Source organism: Sphaerospermopsis sp. LEGE 08334 (genome assembly GCF_015207205.1).
Lineage (GTDB): Bacteria > Cyanobacteriota > Cyanobacteriia > Cyanobacteriales > Nostocaceae > Sphaerospermopsis.
In genome coordinates, this window is sequence record NZ_JADEXH010000005.1 from 133,201 (window position 1) to 155,017 (window position 21,817).

Consider the following 21,817-nt stretch of genomic DNA (forward strand, 5'->3'; position numbering starts at 1 on the left):
GTTTGTATCTTGATTACTGAGAATTGACCAGAAAAACTTATTTAAGTCCATCAACTTAGAGATATTAACAGATATTAATTGTGAGCAGTTTTACCTTCCTGGTTGTGCGACTGTTGCATTAACAATTACATTTTTCACTCCATTAATTTCTTTGGCCAAAGGTTCAATTTTAGCTAACTGATCCTGATTATTTACAGTTCCTGATACAGTAACAGTACCATCATCGGTAGCTTTAACTGTTAATGCACCACCAGGAATATTAGCTTCTAACTTAGAACGGACTTCACTAGCTAAATCTGCTGCTGTTCTTTCTGTACGATCAGTAGTTAGCAGATTTCGTTCTTCACGAGCGCGAATATCAGCGTTGAGTTGTCTTCTGCGAAGTTCACTTTGAGCGTCTTCTTGAGTTTCTTGTCTGGTTTCTGCTGCTGGACTGACTGGAACTTCTCCTGGTTCAGGTGCAGTCACAGTTGTTTTAGCAGTATTATCACAAGCAGCACTAAAAAGTAAAAGTGAACCTATTAAGAATGAAGTTAATTTTTTCATTGGTGTATTGTTTGATTTTGATATAGCAGAGTTCAGGAGTCAGGAGCAAAATTTGAATTTTCTTGCTCCTCAAATTTGGTAAAATTAATGGGAATTAAACTGTTTTTTGGCGGTGGTCAATAATAATTACTGGTGCTTCTCCTGTAAAATCACCATGAACGGTTTCTGTAGGTTTGACAGTTTCAAAACTGCGTTGATGTTCACTTGGTTGATATTCGCTGACATCACGGGCATCATAAATATCAAATTCTTCAATTCCCAAACCTTTGAGGATAGTTTCAGCTTGGTGAATTTGTGTTTCTGTGCCATCAACAATGATTAAATAATGACCTCTTTGGAAGCGATCGCTATAAACTCGCGCTCTTTCTTCAGGAATACCTAAACCAATTAACCCCCCTGCAATACCTCCCACTGCTGCACCGACAACACCACCGGTTAAGGTTGTGGCTAAAGCAGTTGCTACCGCACCACCAGCCATTACAGGTCCAACTCCAGGAATTGCTAAAGTTCCCAAACCAACTAATAAACCACCTAAACCACCAATAGCGCCACCAGTAGCAGCACCGGCTTTGAGTCCTTCATCTGCTTTATTACCCTCTAAATTCCTTTTTTCACCGCTGTCTGTGTCTTTAGCGATGAGAGAAACTTGGTTCATGGGAAAACCAGCATTTCTCAAGTCTCTGAGTGCTGTTTCTGCATCACGGCGATGGGAAAATACACCAACTGCTCTTTTAGTGGTTTGTACATTAGTGGGTTGTAAAGGTGCTGGCGAAGTTGCTTTTACATGACCATTTGCTTCGTAAACTTGCCATTGTTTAATTCCATGTCGGTTGAGAATAGTTGCAGCCCGGTGAATATCGGTATCTGTACCACTGACGATAATGATATAGTCTCCTTGATGGATGCGTTCGTTGTAAAACTGAGTTTGATGATCGGGAATATTAAAGCGAGTAGACTCAAAGCGATCGCTCCAATGAACACCCCCAAAAGCATCTCTGTGTTGACATTCTCTATGAATTAAAGCAATTTGGTTCAAAGGAAAACCTGCATTTCTTAAATCATTAATAGCAGTTTCCGCATCTTGCAGCAGTGAAAAATAGCCAATTGCATATTTACGAACAGTCGTTTCTCTATGAACAGTCGTCTCTCTAGGAACAGTTGTTTCTCTAGGAACGGTAACATCTTTATGAACCGTGACATCTTGAGAAATAACATCCCTGGCTGGCTGTTTCCCATCTGGTTGATCATAAACTTCAAATTCTTCTATTCGCCAACGATGGAGAATTTCTTTAGCTCTCGCAATTTCCGCATCTGTGCCATCAATAATGATTAAATATTCTCCTCTCTGTACTCTATCATGATAAATTTTGGCTTTTTCTTCGGGAATTCCTAAACCAATTAACGCACCAATTAAACCTCCCGCCGCAGCACCAATACCAGCACCAGCAAGGGTTGTCACTAAAGCTGTAGCTGTAGCACCAGCCAACATAATTGGACCAACTCCGGGAATAGCTAACGTTCCTAGTCCTACTAATAAACCGGTTATACCACCTAAAACACCACCAGAAATTGCGCCAATTGTTGCACCTTCTTCCGCCTGATCACCAACTTTTTCACGGACTTGATGACCAGCAATTTCTTCATTTTCGTGATGTCTAGCGATAACAGAAACTCTTTCCATTGGAAACCCTGAATCTCTCAATTCATGTAACGCCTGTTCAGCATCACGTCGATCTGGAAATACGCCTACAGCACGCCTATGTATACCCATAACCATACTTTATATTCCTCCAACAGCAAAACAGAAATCTTGTGATATTCCTGTTATTTCTGAATGACTTTAAGGCCATAACTCTATTACTACGTTTTTGAATGCAAGTATCATCAATCCCTTGGAGGAAGTTATATTTATGCCATTGGTTATAGATAGATACAGCAGCTTTCAGCTATCAGCGGTCAGCTATCAGCTTGAAAATCCTTTTGGTGTAAGGTTTTGTGATCTAAATTTGTACCTCATTCACGTCTAAACTGCTGTATATAGTACCTTAAACAATAGAACTCTCCGAAAAAGATGTAGGAACAATTCATGAATTTTCCCTACCAAGGGTTTCAGGTTATTTATATTAGACATCTCCAGAAATTAAATATGCGGTTTCCAGAACCCTTGTAGAGACGTTGCATGCAACGTCTCTACATTCTTTTTCGGAGATGTCTATTTAATTTTCGGAGATATCCCATAAATCAAAAAGGATGAACAGATAAGTGGTGCAAAACTGAAAATACAGTAAAAATACCGTTGTGATAGTAATGACTGAAATTATAACATTGAAATCATTGGTACTTGATTAAATAGTTAGTTATTTTCTAATCAGGTAAATCATTTGTAAATATAGTGATTCGATTTGATTCATGAATTTTTCGTGGAGGCAGGGAACAGGGAACTCTTAACAGAGAACAGGAAAGGAGGCTTTAAGTATGTACGGAGTTCTGTTCAAAAATCAAATAGGAGTCCTATATATAAATTATTAAGTTATTGAGTGATGATTATGAGGAGTTACGCTTATGCTAGAAAAACTATTATTAGCATCCATCCTAACATTTAGCGTCAGCCTATTTGCAGATATCGGTTGGTCTAATGCTAAAAAAGAAGTGGCGCAAACTCCCTCACATAACCATGCAGTTTTTCTGTTAACTCAACGTTACAAAAATAAAGAATTGGATGCAAAAGAAAGAAATTCAAATCAGTAATCAGGAGTCAGTAGAGGTGGGGTTGCTTTTCCCGTATCAGAGTAGGTAGAGCAAAATTTTAACTTGCTTTCTTCCCTACTCTCTATTCCCAGTATGTTAAATTGGGTTCAATATTTTATCAGTATTCTGACTACTGACTTTTGAATTTTTACTCTTGTAACACTGATTATGAAAAACCAAATTATTGCCACAGCAGCATTTTTACTTACCATCAGCTTACCAGTAACTGCCCAAGCTTTCAACAATGAAGAGATCAGACAGTTATTAGCAACCAATAAATGCTCTAACTGCAACCTCCGCAATGCTGGGTTAGTGATGGCTGACTTATCAGGAGCGAATTTAAGCGGTGCGAATCTTGCAGGTGCTAACTTGAGTCGTGCTAATTTGAGTGGTGCAGACTTGCGGGGCGCAAACTTAACTGGTGCGAGTTTATTTGGCGCAAACTTGGCTGATGCTAAACTCAATGGCGCAAATTTAACTGGTACAGATTTGAGAAATAGCTACTTAATGAATGTAGAATTGACAAATGCAAACCTTAGCGGTACTAACTTTCAAGGTGCTGTAGGCATACCTGCACAAATAGCTAAACCAGAAGACTTTTATGCTTGGGGTGTAGCAGCAGCAGAAAAAGGTAATCTCAAACCAGCTATTGATTATTTTAGTCAAGCGATCGCTCTCAAACCAGACTACGCAGGTGCTTATTTATCCCGTGGTGTAGCCAGTTACCAAAACTTAGACAGAAAAAGCGCCTTAGAAGATGCCCAAATCGCCGCAAAACTGTTTGAAGAGCAGAAAAATACCGAAGGTTTACAAACAGCACAAGCTTTTATTCTGGAACTGAAAACACCCTATACAGAAAATATCAGCAAGGGTAAACCCAGTTTTATGGACTTTGTTGGTAGTCTGGGATCTGTATTATTGCAATTTTTACCTTTTTAGGAGTAATGATCTGGAAATGTGCATAACTTAAAATCCTTGTAGGGACAATTCATGAATTGTCCCTAGCCTAATATTTATTAATTAAACCCTAACTATTCACACCTAAATATTAACACCTATATTCACACCTATTAATTGAAATGCCTGTTTAATATTTGCGGATAGTTGCAATCTTGCAGATGTGGCAGATAAGGCATATAATTTGATAGATTGACTATAAGCAGATAACATTTCTCGGCTATTTTCTATTTGTCCATCTGGATTTTTAATATTTAGTAAGACCCAACCTAAATTATGATATGCTTCTGCATAATTATTGTTATATTTAATAGCTTTTTCCAGATATAATTTAGCCTGATCCCATACTCCTATTTGGGCATATAAAGTACCAAGACGAAAACAAGGAAAGGCTATAATGGGAAATGTTTGTAAATACTTTTCATATATTTGAATAGCATCTTGATAATTCTTTAAATTCTCTTGAGTAATGGCATAATTAAGTAATACCCAACCAGGAATAGATGTTTGATGAGTAGCTTTTTCAAAACTGATAAGTGCATCTTGCCATAAATATTGATTTGCTTGTTTCCAACCTTTGAAACCCCAAGCTATGCTACTATTAGGAGATTGCTGAATAAATTCGGCAATTCTTCTCTCTACGTCATTAGCTTGTTTAGTAACAACGGCTTTTTCTAAAGCAAGAATTAGATAAGTATATAAACTATTTTGTAAGTTAGTTTGTAATTGCTTTTCATGATGATTTAGCTGATTTTGTAATTGATTATTTATTTTAAATATTGCTTGAGTAGCGGTACGAATAGCTAATTTCCATTGTTGTTGCTGTATATATATCCATGATTGCAAACTCAACGCAAAAGTACAATTTGGTTGGATTTTTAATACTGTATCTATGGTTTTTTCGGCTGCTGTTAAATTACCAGACTTAGCTAATGCCCAAGCATAATTAGCTTGTATCCAAGTTTCATTAGGAGATAAATTAACAGCTATTTGTAAATTTTTAACTGCTTCTTGCCAATTATTTTGACGGCAATTAATCAATCCTAAAACTCCATATCCTCTGCCATCATTTGCTTGTAATTTAATAGCATTTTGGGCGGCTATTTCTGCTTGTTTTTCATCAATATGTATTTGTAATAATGCTATTTCTACTGCTGCTTCTCCGTTTTCTGGTTCAACTGACAAATATTTTTGATATGCTTGGGCTGCATCATTTAATTTACCTTGTTTCACTAATTCTTTAGCCCTTTGATGCTGGGGAGAAATAAATTTACCTTTGAGTGCCGCTATTAATTCATCAGCCGTTTGAAATCTATCTTCTATTCTAAATTGCATTCCTGTTAATATGACTTTTTCTATTAAAGGACTTAAATTAGGGCGAAGTTGTCGCGGTGGAATTAATGGATCTACTAATGTATTTAATGTATTTAACGCACTGTTTTGTAAAAATGCACTAGCTCTTTCTGTGGCTTCGGTTGGTAATTTTCCTGTTAGTAATTCATACATTGATGCACATAAAGCATAAAAATCAGTACCAGGGAAACGTTTACTTTTTTGAATATATTGTTCATAGGGTGCATATCCCGGTGTTAAGATTCTAGTCATATCTCCAGTTTGATTGGCAATAAATTCTCTAGCTGCACCAAAGTCAATTAATACGGCTTGATCTGGATCTACAATGATAATATTTTCCGGTTTGATATCTCGATGTAATAAATTATGACTGTGAATTACTTTTAAAGCGTCAGCAATTTGCAGAAAATAATGTTTAACTCGATTTTCTGCTAATATTCCTTCTGTTGCTAATATCTGATCTAAAGATTTACCAACCAGTAATTCCATGATCATGTATGCAGTGTTATTTTCTAGGAAATATTCATAAATTTTAGCGATATTTGGATGTACACATTTTTGTAAATAGTTGGCTTCTATTTGAAATTTTTGCAGTTGTTGTTGACGCTGTACGGGAGTGATTGACATTGGCCACAAAACTGTATTACCTTGTCTGGCGGCATTTTCTGGCCATAGTTCTTTGATGGCAACTTTGGCTGAGTTTTGTAGATATGTTGCCGCATAAGTAATACCAAACCCACCTTGTCCTAAGATGTTTTCTATTCTATATCTGCGATTGCCAATTAATGTTCCTGGGGTTAAATGCAGATTTGATGTAGGGGAATGAGAAGTTAAAGGTGTACCGCAAGCAATACAACTCATGGCATGATCTAAGTTATCGGTGAGACAGGTGGGACATTGCATAGATGGTAATGGGTGATGGGTAATGGGTGATAGGTAATGGATAATAGGTGATTAAAAAATAACTAAAAATAACTAAAAATAACTAAAAATAACTAACTAAACATCGTAATGCTAACAGGGTGGCATTATCAAATGCACCTCGTTCTAAGACTTGGTTAATAGTAACATTGACGGCTGTTTGTAGGTTTGATTGATTGGTGAAATTTTCCGCTAGTTCAGTTTGAGAAACTAAGTCCCAAACACCATCAGAACATAGTAAAATGATATCTTGATTTATTAATTTCATCGTTAATTCTGAGGTTGTTTGTCTTAAATCTTGAACGTAATCATCGCTTAATCTGCGTTTTCCGCCGATGGATTTTGTGAGGACGTTTCTATCTGGATGTGTGGAAATTTCGTCTGCTGTAATTTGTCCACTAGCTAATAATATGGCAACGAGAGAATGATCTTGACTGAGTTGTTTTATTTCTCCTTGACGTAGTAAATAAATACGACTATCACCCACATGACTGATGATCAATTGTTGGGATATGGCAAAAATTACGCTGAGGGTTGTTCCTCCTTCTTTAACTTGGTTAGATACTGTTTCATTAGCTTGGATAAATAAGGATGTTAACCATTCTTGATATTGTTCTTTAGTTTGATTTGTTGGAGGTATGGGTGTTTCTAATATAGTTTTAATTGCTAATTTACTGGCTAATTCTCCTTGGGACATTCCCCCCATACCATCGGCGATCGCACCTAAAATCATAGTTTCTTGATTACTGTTTTTCTGTTGTTTAATCCCATAGTTATCTTCATTTTTTAGCCGATTTATTGATAATCCTACAGTAGACAAACTGGCTATTTCCCAATTAATATCCGGGGTGCTAATTTCTTGACGGGTGCTAACTAATATTTTTAATAGTTGTTCTAATGTAAATCTTTCTTCGGGGATGGGAGATAGGCAAATTTTTAGGATTTGATAAAGGTGAGGAATGGGATTAATTTGTATTTCTATAGTTGGATCGTTAGGTAGGTTTTGGTGGTGAATTATATGATATAATAATGCTGCTACTGTATAACTACTCATTGTTTCTTGAATAGGATATTTACAGTATGCTAATTCGGGGGCGCAATAGTTCCCCATTAAGCCACTATTGAGATTTTCACCTACAGGATAGGCGCTAGTTAAATCAAAAAATTCGATAGGTGTTCCTATTTGCATAAATTGGGGCATTATATTAATAATACACCATTGTCTTTGATGTAAATAGCGGAATAATTGACAGATTTGGCTGGTAATTAATAATGATTCTTCTAAGGTATGTTCGGTTTGTAACCAAGTTTCTAAGGTTTGATTTTCGTGGGGAAGGTAGGTTAATAGTAGTAGTTTTTGATTTGATGTGTTGCTGATGATTTCTGCTTCGGGATAATATTCATCTTCTAAATATTTATCTTCTAAATATTCATCTTCTAAAGTTTCTAATTCTAAAGTCTCTGATGGTGTATCTATTTCTGTGTTGGCAGAAATTTGAAGATGATTAATATGAGAAACTTGAATATTTATATTATCTTCTCTGGTTTGCGCGAGGAGTGGAGAAATTAATTTGTAATCTCCTAATTGGTTTCTTAATTCTAGTTCTCGGTTGAGGGCGCTGTCAGTTCCACCTATTCTGAGTAACCCTGGTTTTTCAGAATTTATGATGTTAACTTGGAAGTAGTCAATATCAGGGGTGATTTTTCCTAAATAAGAGATGATTTCTATTTGCAGGTTTTGGATTTGCAAACAGATGTTTTCTTGAATTATTAATGGGGATTGATTTGTAATTTCACTCATTAATTTAAAAAAAAGGAAGTTTGATTTTTTTATATTGCTTGAAATAGAAATCTAACTTTACCAAATGCTATTTCATCACCAGAGTTTAAAGGGGTGGGTATGGTAATTCTGGAACTAAAGCGTGTTTGTCCTGGGGATTTGATAAATATGCCGTTGGTAGAACCTAAATCTTTGACTTTCCATGTTCCTAATTCTTGATAAATTTCGGCATGATTGCGAGATACTGTTTCTCCTCCAAAAAATGTTTCTAAGTCTATATCTACTGGTCCAATGTCGGGATCAAATATGCCTACTATGGCGTTATTCTCGATGAGAAATTCGGGAATAGGGGCGTTAATTTGTTTGCATATTAGTTTAGCATTTGTGGATATATTAGTATTAGTAATTGGTGGATAGTTGGGTTGTGGTAGGGGTGGTTGAATAACTGTAGGTGCTATGCTTGGTTCTATATTTGGTGTGGTGGTGATGGTTTGCAGTTCTGAACCGCAAGCGTTACAAAATTCTGTGTTTTCTGGGTTTTGATCATAGCCACAAGCTGTACAGGTAATCATGGTTTTTTATCCTTATTTTCAATTATTAATGCTATTATGAATCAATTATCAATTATCAATTACTATGTTCCTGTGAGTTTTCGCATTTCTTCTTCTGATGGCATTTCATTAATATCATCACCCATTTTGACGGTTTTACCTTTTGCACCCATTTTGACTGTTTTCCGAGTTCCTGGGGAGATTTTTCGGGTTTTACGCAGTTCTGCTTGGGCGTTATTTAAGGATTCTGTCATGTCTGTATTGCCAATTTTCATGGTCATGCGTCGGGCTGTTTCTAATATTTGTTCGGCTTTTTCTGGGTCTTTTTCTGCTATCCTAATGGCTTGATCAACAAAGTTAGATATATTGCATTGTTGTACATAATCCATGACTTCTTGATTGACTTGGGCTGCATTTTGTTGTCCGGTAATGAATTGAATAATTAGGTTTTGTGGTGGTAGTTCACCGCGTATTTTTTGCCCAGGAATGTCATAAGTTAAGCCTAGTTGGGCAATACGTACACGAGAAGCGGGGCGGTTATTAATGGTAAATTCTAAAATAAATATGGTTTCGTCGTTAGCGATCGCATTTCCTAATGGATAAGGATCTTGATTAATAGGAAATTCTGCTTGGGTAGGATAAGCGCGAACGATGCGAGTTAATTCTACTCCTTTGACTGTTTTTACTGTTAAGGCTAAATTGGTGATAACTTCTTGTTGGGCTTGGCTATATTCGGCGATAATTTTATTAGGTAATTCTAAAATTGATGTTTCTGTACCTTTGGCTATTCCTGGTACTATATATAATAATGTTCCTCCGGTAAAATCGCTGAGATGAGTAAGTAAATCTTCGTTAAATTCTTCCCCTACTCCTAATGCTGTAATGGGTATATTATTGGTGGCGAAATTATTAGCAATTGACCGACATTGATCTTCATCAAATGTTTGTCCATCGGTAAATAATAGAGTACGTTTGACTGTCATTTGTTGTTCACTTAACAAATCAAATGCACGACGTAATCCTAAACCCATGCGTGTACCACCGGAAAAGTTTCTCAGGTTGTTAATGGCGGTTTCTAGTTGTTTAATTTCTGTAGCACTGGTTAACCCAATAATTTGGGAAGCATTATCATCAAATTGGACTATGGAAATGCGATCGCTTGTTGTTAATTTTCCTGAATTTACTAATGCTAATAAGGATTCAATGACTATATCTATTTTTGATTTTCCCCCTGTCACCTGTTCATATTGTTTCCCATCTTGTTGATAGGTAATACCTGTAGGTTTGACATCTCCTGCTACTATTTCATACATTGATCCACTGGTATCAATCACAAAGGTAAATGTAGTAGGTGGGCGACTTGCAGCTATATCTTTGATGGGTCGTAATTTCAACATCACAAATAATTTTTGTGCTGCTGTATCTGCTGGCATAAATTCCCGATGGGGGGTAATATTAATGTTAATAGCGTTCTGCATTTTTATCTCCTAATTGAATAATTAAACAACAATTAAACAAAGTTTAAAGGTGGTAACATCCCAAATTGTGGTTCTATGTTTGATATATCTGGGTTAATAATTTTCGGTGGTTCTTGATTTCCGTTTTCTTGTAATTTATCAATGTTTTCCTCTATCAATAATCTTAAATTAAGAGTTAATGAACTAAATCTATAACCTTCTCTAATATCTTCTATCCAGGTTTGAATAATGTTGTTAAGGTGCTGATCTTTTATTGCTGATAAGCTGAGATTTTGTAATGTTGTACGGATATTTTCCTTGAGGGTAGGAGTAAAAACCTGTTCTGGTGTATCTTCCTGCATGGGGTTTAAATCTAAGGTGTAATTATAATTTTCGGTTGAATTTTGGAGTTTGAGATTAAATGTATATTTAACCATTGTTAGTTAATTATTGATTAGCGGTTTTATCCTTCACTTCTATGGTAATTTGTCCTAGTTTCCGAGTATCTCCAATCTTTAAATCTTGAGTTTTTTTCTTCATTTTTTTCATCATCGCATATTCTTGATTAAATTCCATAATAATATTTTCTCCTTCTTTGAATATTTTAGCAGTAATTGGTGTAAATCCATCAGCAGCATTTACAGGAATTTCCACATTTAAAGATGTACCAATTAAAATTGGTTTTGTCCCTAATAAATATGTTGTTTTTTCGGTGGGTGTCCAATGTACCAATAAATATGGTGCTGATGCTAATTGTTTTTGTTCTATCCAAGCTATCATTAAACCTATGAAAAATCCCAGGATAGATGTACCGACTAACCGCCCCAAAATATCACCGAAAATACTGGCAGCAACTAAAAAACCACTAGCACCAATTCCCCCGCCAATTGTGCCTCCTATTAAAGCATTTTTGAGGTTTAAATTGGGAACGAAAAATTTTGTACCTCCTCCTACTAACGCCCCTAAAATTACCCAGCCAGCAATTCTGCCAACTTCTAATAATGCTATATTAGACAAGGGTGAAAATACTAAAAATAATAATTGTCCTGTTGTACCTGCTATGATTCCCGCTATTAAACTACCACTGGCGGTAATAATTCCTTTTTCTGTTGTTAATAATGGTAGACGCATATAGCGGTTTTGTCCCATAATTAAGGCTAGGGATATTCCCATTGCTAAAAATGCTGTCCAGCCACCCATACGTAATAATAAATCACCAATACTGTAGTTTTCTCCAGAATTAGACTCAACTAATTGTTGATAAATTACAGCTTCTGCGTTGCGAAATGCTTGCTCAAATTGACCGGAATTAGCATAAAATACTAAAGAGCGATCGCCTGTAATTTGAGTTAAATAATTAATATCCGCATCTCCAGTAGCGACTGCAATTAATTTTACTCCTGTGTTTCTAGTTGCTAAAGCTGAATTATAAGCAAAATTGGGATCATCTGGTATACCATCGGTAAATAAAATGATGTTTTTATTGATGTCTTTATTGATGTTCTGATTTAATGCAGTTGTTTGTAATTCTCCTAAAGCTACGTCCATACCTTCAGCCATTGGTGTAGAACCATTTTCTGATAAAGTGCTAATGGCATTATTTAAAGTGTTAATGTCGTTTGTCAGAGGAGTAACAGTTTTAACTTCTATACCAAAATTGACGACCGCTATTTGATCCGTCTGTAAATTACGACGTTCTATAAATTTACTAGCTGCGGTTTTGACTTCTGTTAATTTGCCATCACTCATACTTGAGGATGTGTCAATTAACAAAACTATTGCTTGGGGTTCGTTTTGGGTAGGTTTAGCAAATTTAGTTAAGGCTAAAAATGGTTCTCCTAATAAAATTGCTGCTGTCAAACATCCACCAGCGCCGTATATTGCAAATAGTAGAGGTTTGTTGTTTTTTAAGCGATTAAGTAGGTTCAACATATTGGTTCTATATCAATTACATTAAGGTACATCAATTTATTTTTTACCCAAAGACACAAAGGTGATATTTTTTATTGATCCTTGAATTAAAATCATCTTCAAAACGATCTTCATATTTTCTGATTATTATATATTTTCCAAGTCCCATTTTCTTTAGCAAAAAAATAGATATAATCAATTTGATATTCTCCAGAATTTGTTTTATCAATTCCTTTTTCACCTTGCAAATATAATTCTTCTACTACTCTAACTTTAATATATGGTAGTCTTCCAGAACTGGAAAAACCCATAATGTTGGTAATTTCTGATTTATTATAGGTATAATAACGATTATATTTTTGCAACCAATCTATTGAACCATCTACACCTCCTACTCGTGCATAAAATCTTCCTGTTGCCAGTTCTCCTAATAAGTCTCTATCAAAAGGTGGCGCAAATATCCGGGGTTTTGCTGCATACCATCTTTTGACTAATTCTAATGCTTGTTCTTGAGAAATATCATTTTCAGGTTGAAGATTATTCGGTTCTAAATTAGATTCATAATTATTATGTGTATTATTATCCGTAGAGTTTTCAGAAGTATTTGTATATTCAGATGTAGGAGTAGATTCCGCAGTTTCTAAACTCCCTAAACTTATTTTTAAATCAAAAGTTTTTACCCCTTGTGGTGCAGCTACTTGAATAATATATTTACCATCTTTAGGTAATTCTCCACCTTTAATAATTTCATTATCTGGAGTAAACACCCAAAGACAAATATCCGCATCAGTGCTGTAATTTAATTTTTGTCCTGTGGTTGCTGTAAAAGTATATCCAAGATGTTTATTAACACTAACTTGACCAGATTTGGTAATTGTATTTTCATTTAATGCAACTGCTTCTACATCTTTTCCACTCAAAGAAACTGTAGGTTTATCACCACAACCAGAGGAGGTAACAACATTAGAGGAAATAGCAGTAAGTGGATTGACGTTTGTTTGACAACCTATCATGGATAAAAAGGTAGAATACACAATTATCTTTTTAATCATATCATGTAATTGATTAAAGTTGTAATGTACCAACATGAATTTTGAAAATTCATCATGGTTAAACATAAAATTGCTGATGCAAAACAACCGCCAGCACCGTATATTGCAAATAATAGAGGTTTGTTGTTTATTAAGCGCTTAATGAGGTGAAAATTTGTCATATTTTTTATTTAATTCAGATATTGTATTAGAACTATTTAGCATTTTTTCGTAAACTAAACGCGAGATTTCTGGAAATAATGTTTTATCTTGAAAAAAACTTGGGTCATCTCCAAAAATAACTAATATGTATTTATTTTTTCCATCAGGACTAATTATAATAGCTGCATCATTACGAGTTTTAGAGTTCCAGCCCATCTTTGAATAAAACTCGACATTTTCAGGTAGTCCTTGACCTAAAAAACCCTCAATAGCATTAAATTCTTTATTTTTCCAAGCTGCTGGTGCTAAATCTCTTTTCATTAATTTTTTCATTTTTTGACTGTACTGTTTAGAAATTGATTTTTCTGTATATATTTCATATAATAATCTTGCTACATCATAAGAGTTGGTATAATTGCGAATAGGGTTTGTTTTACTACTACGAATTTGTAAATCTCTACCTACAGGGCTATCATTTTTTTGATAAGAAGTAGGAAACACTTTTTGGCTTATATTAATTGTATAACCAGCATTTTGAAAAAATAAGTTCATGGCTAAACGCTTTTGAATCCAGTTTTTTAACTCCTCCTCTGATAAAGATTCACCTGATGTTGTTTCTGAGATTTTATCTACAATCACACTAGAAGATTCGTTATCTGAATCCTGAATCATTTTCTTTACATCTTTATCAGAGATGATTCCTCGTTGCAACTTATTACTGTTGTAATTTCCATACAAATAAACCATCCAAAATAATTTTACTACACTTGCAGTAAATCTAGGTTTTGTTGGTAAATGTCCAGAATAAGTAGGAAATTCCGGCTCATTTATTTGTAATAAACTAACAGATAGTTTATCACTCGGCAAACCTTTATTTTCCACATAATTTACAATTTGATTAACTATGTTATCTAGATTTTCATTACTTTTAAATTCTGGAGACTTGACATTATAGACTAGACTAGCATATTTATTTGGTAGATTTTCTAAATTATAATCATCAGGTTGAATCAATCTTGTTTCGTTCAGTCCTATACTTGGTGGTGTAAATATAGTATTTTCCATTATTAACGGAGAAGTAGTTGACATTTGTTCTGTTTTTTCTGTTGTTTTTTCTGTTGTTTTTTCTATTGTTTTTTCTGTTATATTTTCCTTTGATAAAGAAACAGGAATTTGACTCTTACTAAAAGGCACAGAAATCTCATTTTTACCACTAATACTAGGATTAGAAGTAACATCTATTTGAACTGTAGGTAGAGATTTTTCAGATTGATTCGCAATCAATTTATTAACAATAATTATTAACAAGGAAATAGGTAACAAGAAAAGAAAAATCAACCTTTTCAATAATACTTTTTTATTGATTTTATATTTTTTGATCCGAGTTTTATTATTCATCTTGCTACCTTCCTATAATCATAAATTTTCCAAGTTCCGTTTTCTTTTTCAAAAACGTAGATAAAATTATTAGTGTAAGATCCTGAATTTTGTCTATCAATTCCTCTTTTACCGTATAAATACAGTTCCTCGGATACTCTAACTTTTATGTAAGGTAATTTTCCCGAATTAGAAAAATCAATAACTCTTTGTATTTCTGAAGAATTGTATTTGTAATAAGCATCATTTTCTTCTAACCACGCTACTGGTCCATCAGGTTTAGTTGTAAATGTATGTAGTTTTCCTGTTGCTAATTGATCTACCAAGCTAGTATCAAAAGGAGGTCCAAATATCTGGGGTTTTGCTGCATACCATCTTTGGACTAATTCTAATGCTTCTTCTTGAGAAATATCATGTTGTGGTTGTAAATTCTTATTTTCTGAACTTGATTCATAAGTGTTATTTTGACGCACATTAGTATATTCAGGTGTAGGAGTAGATTGAACTCTAGGAGTATATTCAGGTGTAGGAGTAGGTTGAACACTAGAAGTATATTCAGGTGTAGGAGTAGATTCCGCAGTTTCTAAACTCCCTAAACTTATTTTTAAATCAAAAGTTTTTACCCCTTGGGGTGCAGCTACTTGAATAATATATTTACCATCTTTAGGTAATTCTCCACCTTTAATAATTTCATTATCTGGAGTAAACACCCAAAGACAAATATCCGCATCAGTGCTGTAATTTAATTTTTGTCCTGTGGTTGCTGTAAAAGTATATCCAAGATGTTTATTAACACTAACTTGACCAGATTTGGTAATTGTATTTTCATTTAATGCAACTGCTTCTACATCTTTTCCACTCAAAGAAACTGTAGGTTTATCACCACAACCAGAGGAGGTAACAACATTAGAGGAAATAGCAGTAAGTGGATTGACGTTTGTTTGACAACCAAGGATAGATAGACAGGTAGAATACACAATTATCTTTTTAATCATCTCATCTCATGTAATTTTATTCAGATAATTTTCTCGGATCAATATTAACTTTAATAATCATGGTTCAGACTTGTCATTAATTAGCCAAGTATTATTATTTTCACTCCATATTAAATAAATACGATTGCGGGTATCTTTAAAATCTTTACCATTGTTCATATAGTACCATAAGTCAGCATCTACACTAGCAGTATTGTTACTAATATTTACAATCTCAATGTTACCAATTTTGATTTCTTTAACACTATTCCACCATTTTTGATATTCGGAATAATTACCAGAATAATTTTGAAACTGATCTGATAAATTACTCCATGTTTGACGATACTCGCGGTTGTTTAAAGATAAATAATGATTTCTAATAAAAACAGCAGGATCTTTTTGATTTGAATTTTCGCTCTGATTTGTTTCTAAGGTGGTTGGTTCGGTTGATGAGATTGGAGTTTCTGCATCTTTTTGTAATTGTAATCCTAAATCAAAAGTAGTTGCACCTTGCATAGCAGCAATTTGGATAATATATTTACCATCAACGGGTAAAATAGGATTATTAATTAATTGATTATCTGGTGTATAAACCCAAATACAAATATTTTGATTAGTTTGATAAACTAATTTATTACCAGTTTTACCAGTGAAGGTGTAACCATGATGTTTATTAGTGCTGACTTGACCAGATTTTGTAATTGTACTTTCACTTAATACTACCGTTTCTACATCTTTTGCACTCAAGGAAACTGTAGGTTTTTCACTACAAACAGAGGAACTGAGATAATTAGATAAAGCAGACTGATTTTGACAACCCATAATTGATACAAAGGTAGAATAAATGAATAAATTTTTGATTTTGAGGAATATTTTCATATTTTCTTAAAATTAATTATTATGTTTAATTTTAGTGACATACCAAGTCTCATTTTCCTGATCCCAAACAAGATAAAATTTTAATCTCAAAGGAATTGATTTACCATTTTTCATTTCATAGCGACTTCTAAAATTGACAATAGCAGAATCATTATTTTCTGATGCAATACTAATATTATTAACGGTGACATAATTAACTTTTGTCCACCATTCAACAAAAGAATCATAACCATTAGGATGTAATTCTTTGTCTTCTTTAACTGCTGTAGGATAAATATCCCAAGCTGAATCATACTGTTGATTATTAATCATAGTATAATAGTTTTCTATAGCTTTTGCTGGCGATGGTCTATCAACATTATCTGAATTATCTGAATTATCTGAATTTGATATAGCATTATTAGTACAAGAAAGATAATTAGAATTAACCCATCCTTCCAAACCGTCAACTTTTTTATTTGGTCCACTGATGACAGTAACATAAGCCCAAATACTTTGTCGTTTTCGGAGTATAACGTGATCGCCATTATTTAAACCTGCTTTAGCTGTACCGTTGGGTGTAAACCGCAGTGCTAATTGTCCAGATTCAATATTCACTACATCACAGTTAGCGGTTAATTTGGGAGTTGTTATAGCATTTGTATTTTTTGCTAATGTTGGGCTAGTCACCTGAGTTGTTTCTACAGGTGTAGGGGAAGATGATAAATTAACAACTTGGGTATTATCTTCTAATTGCAATCCTAAATCAAAAGTAGTTGCACCTTGCATAGCAGCAATTTGGATAATATATTTACCATCAACGGGTAAAATAGGATTATTAATTAATTGATTATCTGGTGTATAAACCCAAATACAAATATTTTCATTAGTTTGATAAACTAACTTATTACCAGTTTTACCAGTGAAAGTGTAACCAAGTGATTTATTATTTGTCACCATTCCTGACTCTGTGATGGTTTGAGAACTGAGAGAAACAGTTTTGACATTGTTGGTTTCTAAAACTGTCGTTGGTTGGTTGGGACATTCAGAGGTATTTTGAGAAATACTTGTTTTATTTAGTGGTTGAATTTGCAAACAACCTGTTAACAAATAAAGACTCAAAGCAGTTAGAGAAAATAGAGGAATTTTCATAAAATTGATTCCTTAAATTCATTCCTGTAAATTAATCCCTGTAAATCAATCCCTTTGTGCTTCTGCTTTGAGATATTTTCCCCAATAGTGAAAAGGAACTATCCCCCCAATGATGATGAGAAATAACACCGTTATTACCATAATTAACCGAACTCCTAAAGGAAGCGATCGCCCAAATACAGGCATAGTATATTCTACCTGTTTTGCATCCACAACTTTACCTTTTTCATCACTTACCCCCACCTTAACATTATGTTTAGAACCCCGTTCTGCATTGGGTTGGGTATAGGTAATTTCATATTCTCCTAATAAAGCATTTAAAAATAATTTCAAGTTCTCCGCTATTGCTTCCGCATCACCAGAAAATTCCGCAATACCTCCCGTTAAATTGGCAATTTCCGCTAGTCTTGTTTGATCTACAAATTGGGCTTCAGGAACTTTTCTTGTATTGATATCACCACGGGTAGCAGGTCTACCTAATTTATATTTTACACCTAATTCCTGTGGTGTCAATCCATAACCTAAAGTATGTATTGTAATATTTTCATAACGTTTCAATAACTTTTTTAAATCCTCAAAATCAGCATATTCATTCAGTGCATTATGATAACCGTCAGACAAGAGAATTATTGATAGTCTTGGTTGTGGTTGGGAAGAATTTTCTGGTAAGTAAAAACGCTCATCTTCTGTATTCCCTAAAAACTTCACCGCTTTGGTTAAAGGTTCATACAAATCTGTAGACGCACAAGGAGTTAAACTAGATAAATAGTCTAAATTATTTTGTAGTTTAAAATCATTCGCTGCCAGAAATTTATCCAAAGTTTCTTTATTCACAGGATATTCAGGACAATTACTACCAGACTTACCAAAAGGAACTATAGAAATTTGGGTATTTCCTCCTCTCTCTCCAGAAATTTTAGTAAATTGCCGAATTGCATTAATTGCACCGGTGACTTTTTTGATTCCCCTACTATCTACCTGATTCATACTACCACTAAAATCTAGTAAAACTATAATCCAAGCAGGAGGAGGTACAGTTTCTTCTGGGCTTTTCCAATCTTTAGGTTTAAATTTGACTTCTTGGTTATCAACTGTTAATTTAAAATTAGTATCTTGTAAACCCATAACAGGTTTATCACCTTCACCTTTGACCTTAATTCTAATTGTCACTTTATCATTTTTAACTGTAGGATTACCCACAATTTCAGCTTTTTTAACTGCCGCTAAACCAGGATCAACTAAAGCAGCAACCAACAAAAAAGAAACAGCCAAATACTTACCAATAAAACAATTTTTAATCAACTCTTGTGGAACAGGCATCTTGCCTGTAATGCTGGTAATTGATATTATTTGTTTACTGATGATTTTTAATGGGCGGGCAGGATGCCCACCCCACAATATTTGATTATTTGTCAAATCTGTTTTTACCATATCTTTAAGCCTGGGGATCTAGAAAGCGGTTATAGTAGACAAAGCGATAATATTTCTCTTCATTAATGCCATTGAGACTAGTTGCATAAAAGGTTAATACATAATTATGTTTTAAAGGAATACTGCGTCGAGATTTCAACCTAGTTCCATTTACTTCTATGGCATAAAAAAACTGATTATCTGGAATGAGAGTAGCCGTCCTTTTTTCTAGTTTAATATCAGCCACATGGAGAGGTATACCAGGAATAGAAATATGTGTATTTTCAACAGCGCAACCTATTCTGATTGTACCATGACCAGGTAACTGAATTGACAAACCTTCTTCAATTTCATCATCATTAATATTCTCAGTTTCCGTGGTAAATGATAGGGAAGACTTATCAATCGCAGGATAAGATTGATTGATCTTTGGTATTAGTGGATTTTGAGGATCATCTTCAGATTCTACAGGTTCTTCAGGATCATCGTTAAATTCTATATATTGTGGAGGAACATCTTTAAATTCTATATATTCAAAACCTCTACCCGCCCGCAAAGCTGCAATATAACTAGGGGAGTTGGTGAGACTAAAAACACCACCTAATAACAGACCTAAAATACTAAAACCAATGGGATCTTCTATACCTTTAAATTCTGCCGGCATTGTCCCCCAATTTAAACGGATAAGTTCAAATAAAATTGCTGCGGTAAAACTCGCCCCACTGGCAGCAACAACGCTAGTTTTTAATCTTTGTTGAAAGCGTTTTTTACTTCCCGCTTCTATACTATACCACCGCCAACTTAAACCTTCCGCAATACCTACAGAACTACCAATTAATAACCATCCTAATGTTCTGACTATGGGTGTAGGTACACGAATAATTGGTAAAAAGAGAATTTGGGAAATAATACCAGCTATTAAACCAGAAAGTGTACCTAATCCCAAGGCGATTAATAGGGGTTGTTTAGCAGTTTGCAAACTGCGTTTTGGTCTGGTGGGGTTGCTGATAAATATTTCATTCATCACCATGCCAAATGCTAGGGAAATTGCTATACAGGGAAATAGGGTAATTTCGGGAAATTGTGTAAATAAACCCAAATCTGTGAGGAAAAATTGACCTATATTCCAGCCTAGTAAGGCTGATGTAATCCCGGCTATGATGTAAAGGTAGATTCTCATGGTTGGTGTATCTTTTGATTGCTTAAATATAAATTTTTAGCTGTATCTACAACAATAATGTTATTCATTTCCTATTTCCACTTTCCACTCATTTTGTCTTAACTGACGTAACCATTGATTACTATCTTCCATATCTTCTCTATCTTTCCACATTCCAATAAATGGTTCATTTTCTAAATTGATAGAATTATTTTGCTGCACAGGAAACGATGTAGTTATATTTTGAGAGATGATCTTTTTTTCTTCATCACTTAGAGAGTTAATAATTTGAATCAGGGAATCAAGTAATTTAGTATTCATTTTGTTATCCTCTTATTGTCAGTAAGTAAACCCAGAAATTTACAAACTTTGTTCGGGGAGCATTCCGCAGGAAGTGATAATTTCTCAATGCAGTATCTATATTTTACAACAATTCAGTAATTTTTAGAACTATTTTAGGAACTATTTAAGGCTGATGTAATGTCGGCTATGATGTAAAGGTAGATTCTCATGGTTTTTATCTTGACTTGTTTGATGTATATCATCAATTCTATCATCTGCATGGACATTAACTCAATCTTTGTTGCTTTGCGTGTGATATACAAGCCATAAATAATAATACCAGAATCACGAGCTTTATAAGTTTGAGGATCTAGAGACATTTTGGATAAAATATTTTTAGGAACTTCGCCACAACTCACTTGATAAAAATATGCAGCTAATTTGTATTCTGCTAATAATTCAAATAATTCACCTAAAGGTTTATAGTAGCTTAACGTAGCTTTTCCGTTTTTAATTGATAACCAATGAAGATCAAATTTCAACATATTCAAAGATTCTAGCTTTTGAGATTGAGGAGAACTACCAGCTTTAGCAATGACATTTAAATCATCTTTGATACTCATCACTAAATCTTGATAACAAGCATTACAAATGCTACCTTTAAGCTGAAAGAATGATGCTAAAATCTCAGGGGTGATTTGTTTCTTTAGTAACTCAATCAGTAACAAATCAATTCCATCAATTATTTCTTTTTTTATTTGTTCTTTGACATATCCACTAATTTGAGATTGAAACTCTAAAGACACTATTTGATTTTCATCAGGTTTTTTATTAGGTTGAATATTCAACCATGCCAAAAACTGCGGTAAAGTCTCTGGAATAACAATAGCTCTTAGTGTCATTAGTTGCACTAACTGAGGACTATAAATTTTTTGTTTGATCGCAATATCAGATCCTTCATTATTAAAGAGATTTTCCCAATATTCATTAGTAACTTGCTCATTTTCTAACCCTTCAACTATTACCCGCACTGCTTCCGGTTTGACTTGGGAACTGTGGATTAATTTCCGAATCGCTAATTTTAGTGATGTTTGTGTTTGTGAGTTCATGAAAGTTGTGAATATTGTGAATAGCGATTTTACAAAGGTGAGAAACCGGAAAATCCAGTCCTTTACAAGGGGAGGG

General features: G+C 34.2%; 18 protein-coding genes and 1 pseudogene. 2 read left to right on the plus strand and 17 right to left on the minus strand.

Annotated elements, in window-relative coordinates:
- Positions 1-90 precede the first annotated feature (90 nt).
- Positions 91-546, minus strand: coding sequence for a BON domain-containing protein (locus tag IQ237_RS04525; protein ID WP_194052805.1), 456 nt, complete (start codon positions 544-546; stop codon positions 91-93).
- A gap of 94 nt (positions 547-640) precedes the next feature.
- A complete protein-coding gene (locus IQ237_RS04530; protein ID WP_194052807.1) occupies positions 641-2,323 on the minus strand; it encodes a general stress protein in 1,683 nt (560 codons plus the stop codon).
- A gap of 785 nt (positions 2,324-3,108) precedes the next feature.
- Here IQ237_RS04530 and IQ237_RS04535 point away from each other — a divergent pair.
- Positions 3,109-3,294, plus strand: a complete 186-nt coding sequence (locus tag IQ237_RS04535; protein WP_194052809.1) for a hypothetical protein — start codon at positions 3,109-3,111, stop codon at positions 3,292-3,294.
- A gap of 168 nt (positions 3,295-3,462) precedes the next feature.
- A complete protein-coding gene (locus IQ237_RS04540) occupies positions 3,463-4,233 on the plus strand; it encodes a pentapeptide repeat-containing protein (protein ID WP_194052811.1) in 771 nt (256 codons plus the stop codon).
- 102 nt (positions 4,234-4,335) lie between these two features.
- On the opposite strand, the gene IQ237_RS04545 is transcribed toward IQ237_RS04540, so the two are convergent.
- From IQ237_RS04545 to IQ237_RS04615, 15 genes and pseudogenes are all read right to left on the minus strand, one after another.
- Positions 4,336-6,507 (minus strand): protein kinase, encoded by a 2,172-nt coding sequence (locus IQ237_RS04545; RefSeq protein ID WP_194052813.1) that lies wholly within the window; start codon positions 6,505-6,507, stop codon positions 4,336-4,338.
- A gap of 82 nt (positions 6,508-6,589) precedes the next feature.
- Positions 6,590-8,326, minus strand: coding sequence for a PP2C family serine/threonine-protein phosphatase (locus tag IQ237_RS04550; protein WP_194052816.1), 1,737 nt, complete (start codon positions 8,324-8,326; stop codon positions 6,590-6,592).
- A gap of 29 nt (positions 8,327-8,355) precedes the next feature.
- Positions 8,356-8,877, minus strand: coding sequence for an FHA domain-containing protein (locus tag IQ237_RS04555; RefSeq protein ID WP_194052818.1), 522 nt, complete (start codon positions 8,875-8,877; stop codon positions 8,356-8,358).
- 62 nt (positions 8,878-8,939) lie between these two features.
- A complete protein-coding gene (locus IQ237_RS04560) occupies positions 8,940-10,334 on the minus strand; it encodes a VWA domain-containing protein (protein WP_194052819.1) in 1,395 nt (464 codons plus the stop codon).
- A gap of 32 nt (positions 10,335-10,366) precedes the next feature.
- Positions 10,367-10,750, minus strand: a complete 384-nt coding sequence (locus IQ237_RS04565; protein WP_194052820.1) for a hypothetical protein — start codon at positions 10,748-10,750, stop codon at positions 10,367-10,369.
- A 10-nt stretch (positions 10,751-10,760) separates the two neighbouring features.
- Complete coding sequence (locus IQ237_RS04570; protein WP_194052821.1) at positions 10,761-12,245, minus strand: VWA domain-containing protein; 1,485 nt, start codon at positions 12,243-12,245, stop codon at positions 10,761-10,763.
- A 110-nt stretch (positions 12,246-12,355) separates the two neighbouring features.
- Positions 12,356-13,276: an ARC6/PARC6 family protein gene (locus IQ237_RS04575; protein ID WP_228019657.1), complete on the minus strand. Its 921-nt coding sequence runs from the start codon at positions 13,274-13,276 to the stop codon at positions 12,356-12,358.
- A gap of 138 nt (positions 13,277-13,414) precedes the next feature.
- The gene (locus tag IQ237_RS04580; RefSeq protein WP_228019661.1) at positions 13,415-14,815 is read right to left on the minus strand and encodes a serine hydrolase; all 1,401 of its coding nucleotides are present in this window, start codon (positions 14,813-14,815) and stop codon (positions 13,415-13,417) included.
- Positions 14,812-15,789, minus strand: coding sequence for an IMS domain-containing protein (locus IQ237_RS04585; RefSeq protein WP_228019663.1), 978 nt, complete (start codon positions 15,787-15,789; stop codon positions 14,812-14,814). The genes IQ237_RS04580 and IQ237_RS04585 overlap by 4 nt, the downstream gene beginning before the upstream one ends.
- A 57-nt stretch (positions 15,790-15,846) precedes the next feature.
- Entirely contained in the window at positions 15,847-16,593 is a 747-nt protein-coding gene (locus tag IQ237_RS04590; protein WP_194052822.1) for a hypothetical protein, read from the minus strand.
- A 69-nt stretch (positions 16,594-16,662) separates the two neighbouring features.
- The gene (locus IQ237_RS04595) at positions 16,663-17,781 is read right to left on the minus strand and encodes a hypothetical protein (RefSeq protein ID WP_194052823.1); all 1,119 of its coding nucleotides are present in this window, start codon (positions 17,779-17,781) and stop codon (positions 16,663-16,665) included.
- Between the two features lie 45 nt (positions 17,782-17,826).
- Positions 17,827-19,212 (minus strand): vWA domain-containing protein, encoded by a 1,386-nt coding sequence (locus IQ237_RS04600; protein WP_228019666.1) that lies wholly within the window; start codon positions 19,210-19,212, stop codon positions 17,827-17,829.
- 4 nt (positions 19,213-19,216) lie between these two features.
- A complete protein-coding gene (locus IQ237_RS04605) occupies positions 19,217-20,371 on the minus strand; it encodes a hypothetical protein (RefSeq protein WP_194052824.1) in 1,155 nt (384 codons plus the stop codon).
- 60 nt (positions 20,372-20,431) lie between these two features.
- A complete protein-coding gene (locus IQ237_RS04610; RefSeq protein ID WP_194052825.1) occupies positions 20,432-20,671 on the minus strand; it encodes a hypothetical protein in 240 nt (79 codons plus the stop codon).
- Positions 20,672-20,805: 134 nt separating this feature from the next.
- A pseudogene (locus IQ237_RS04615) lies at positions 20,806-21,817 on the minus strand (hypothetical protein); the annotation flags it as partial.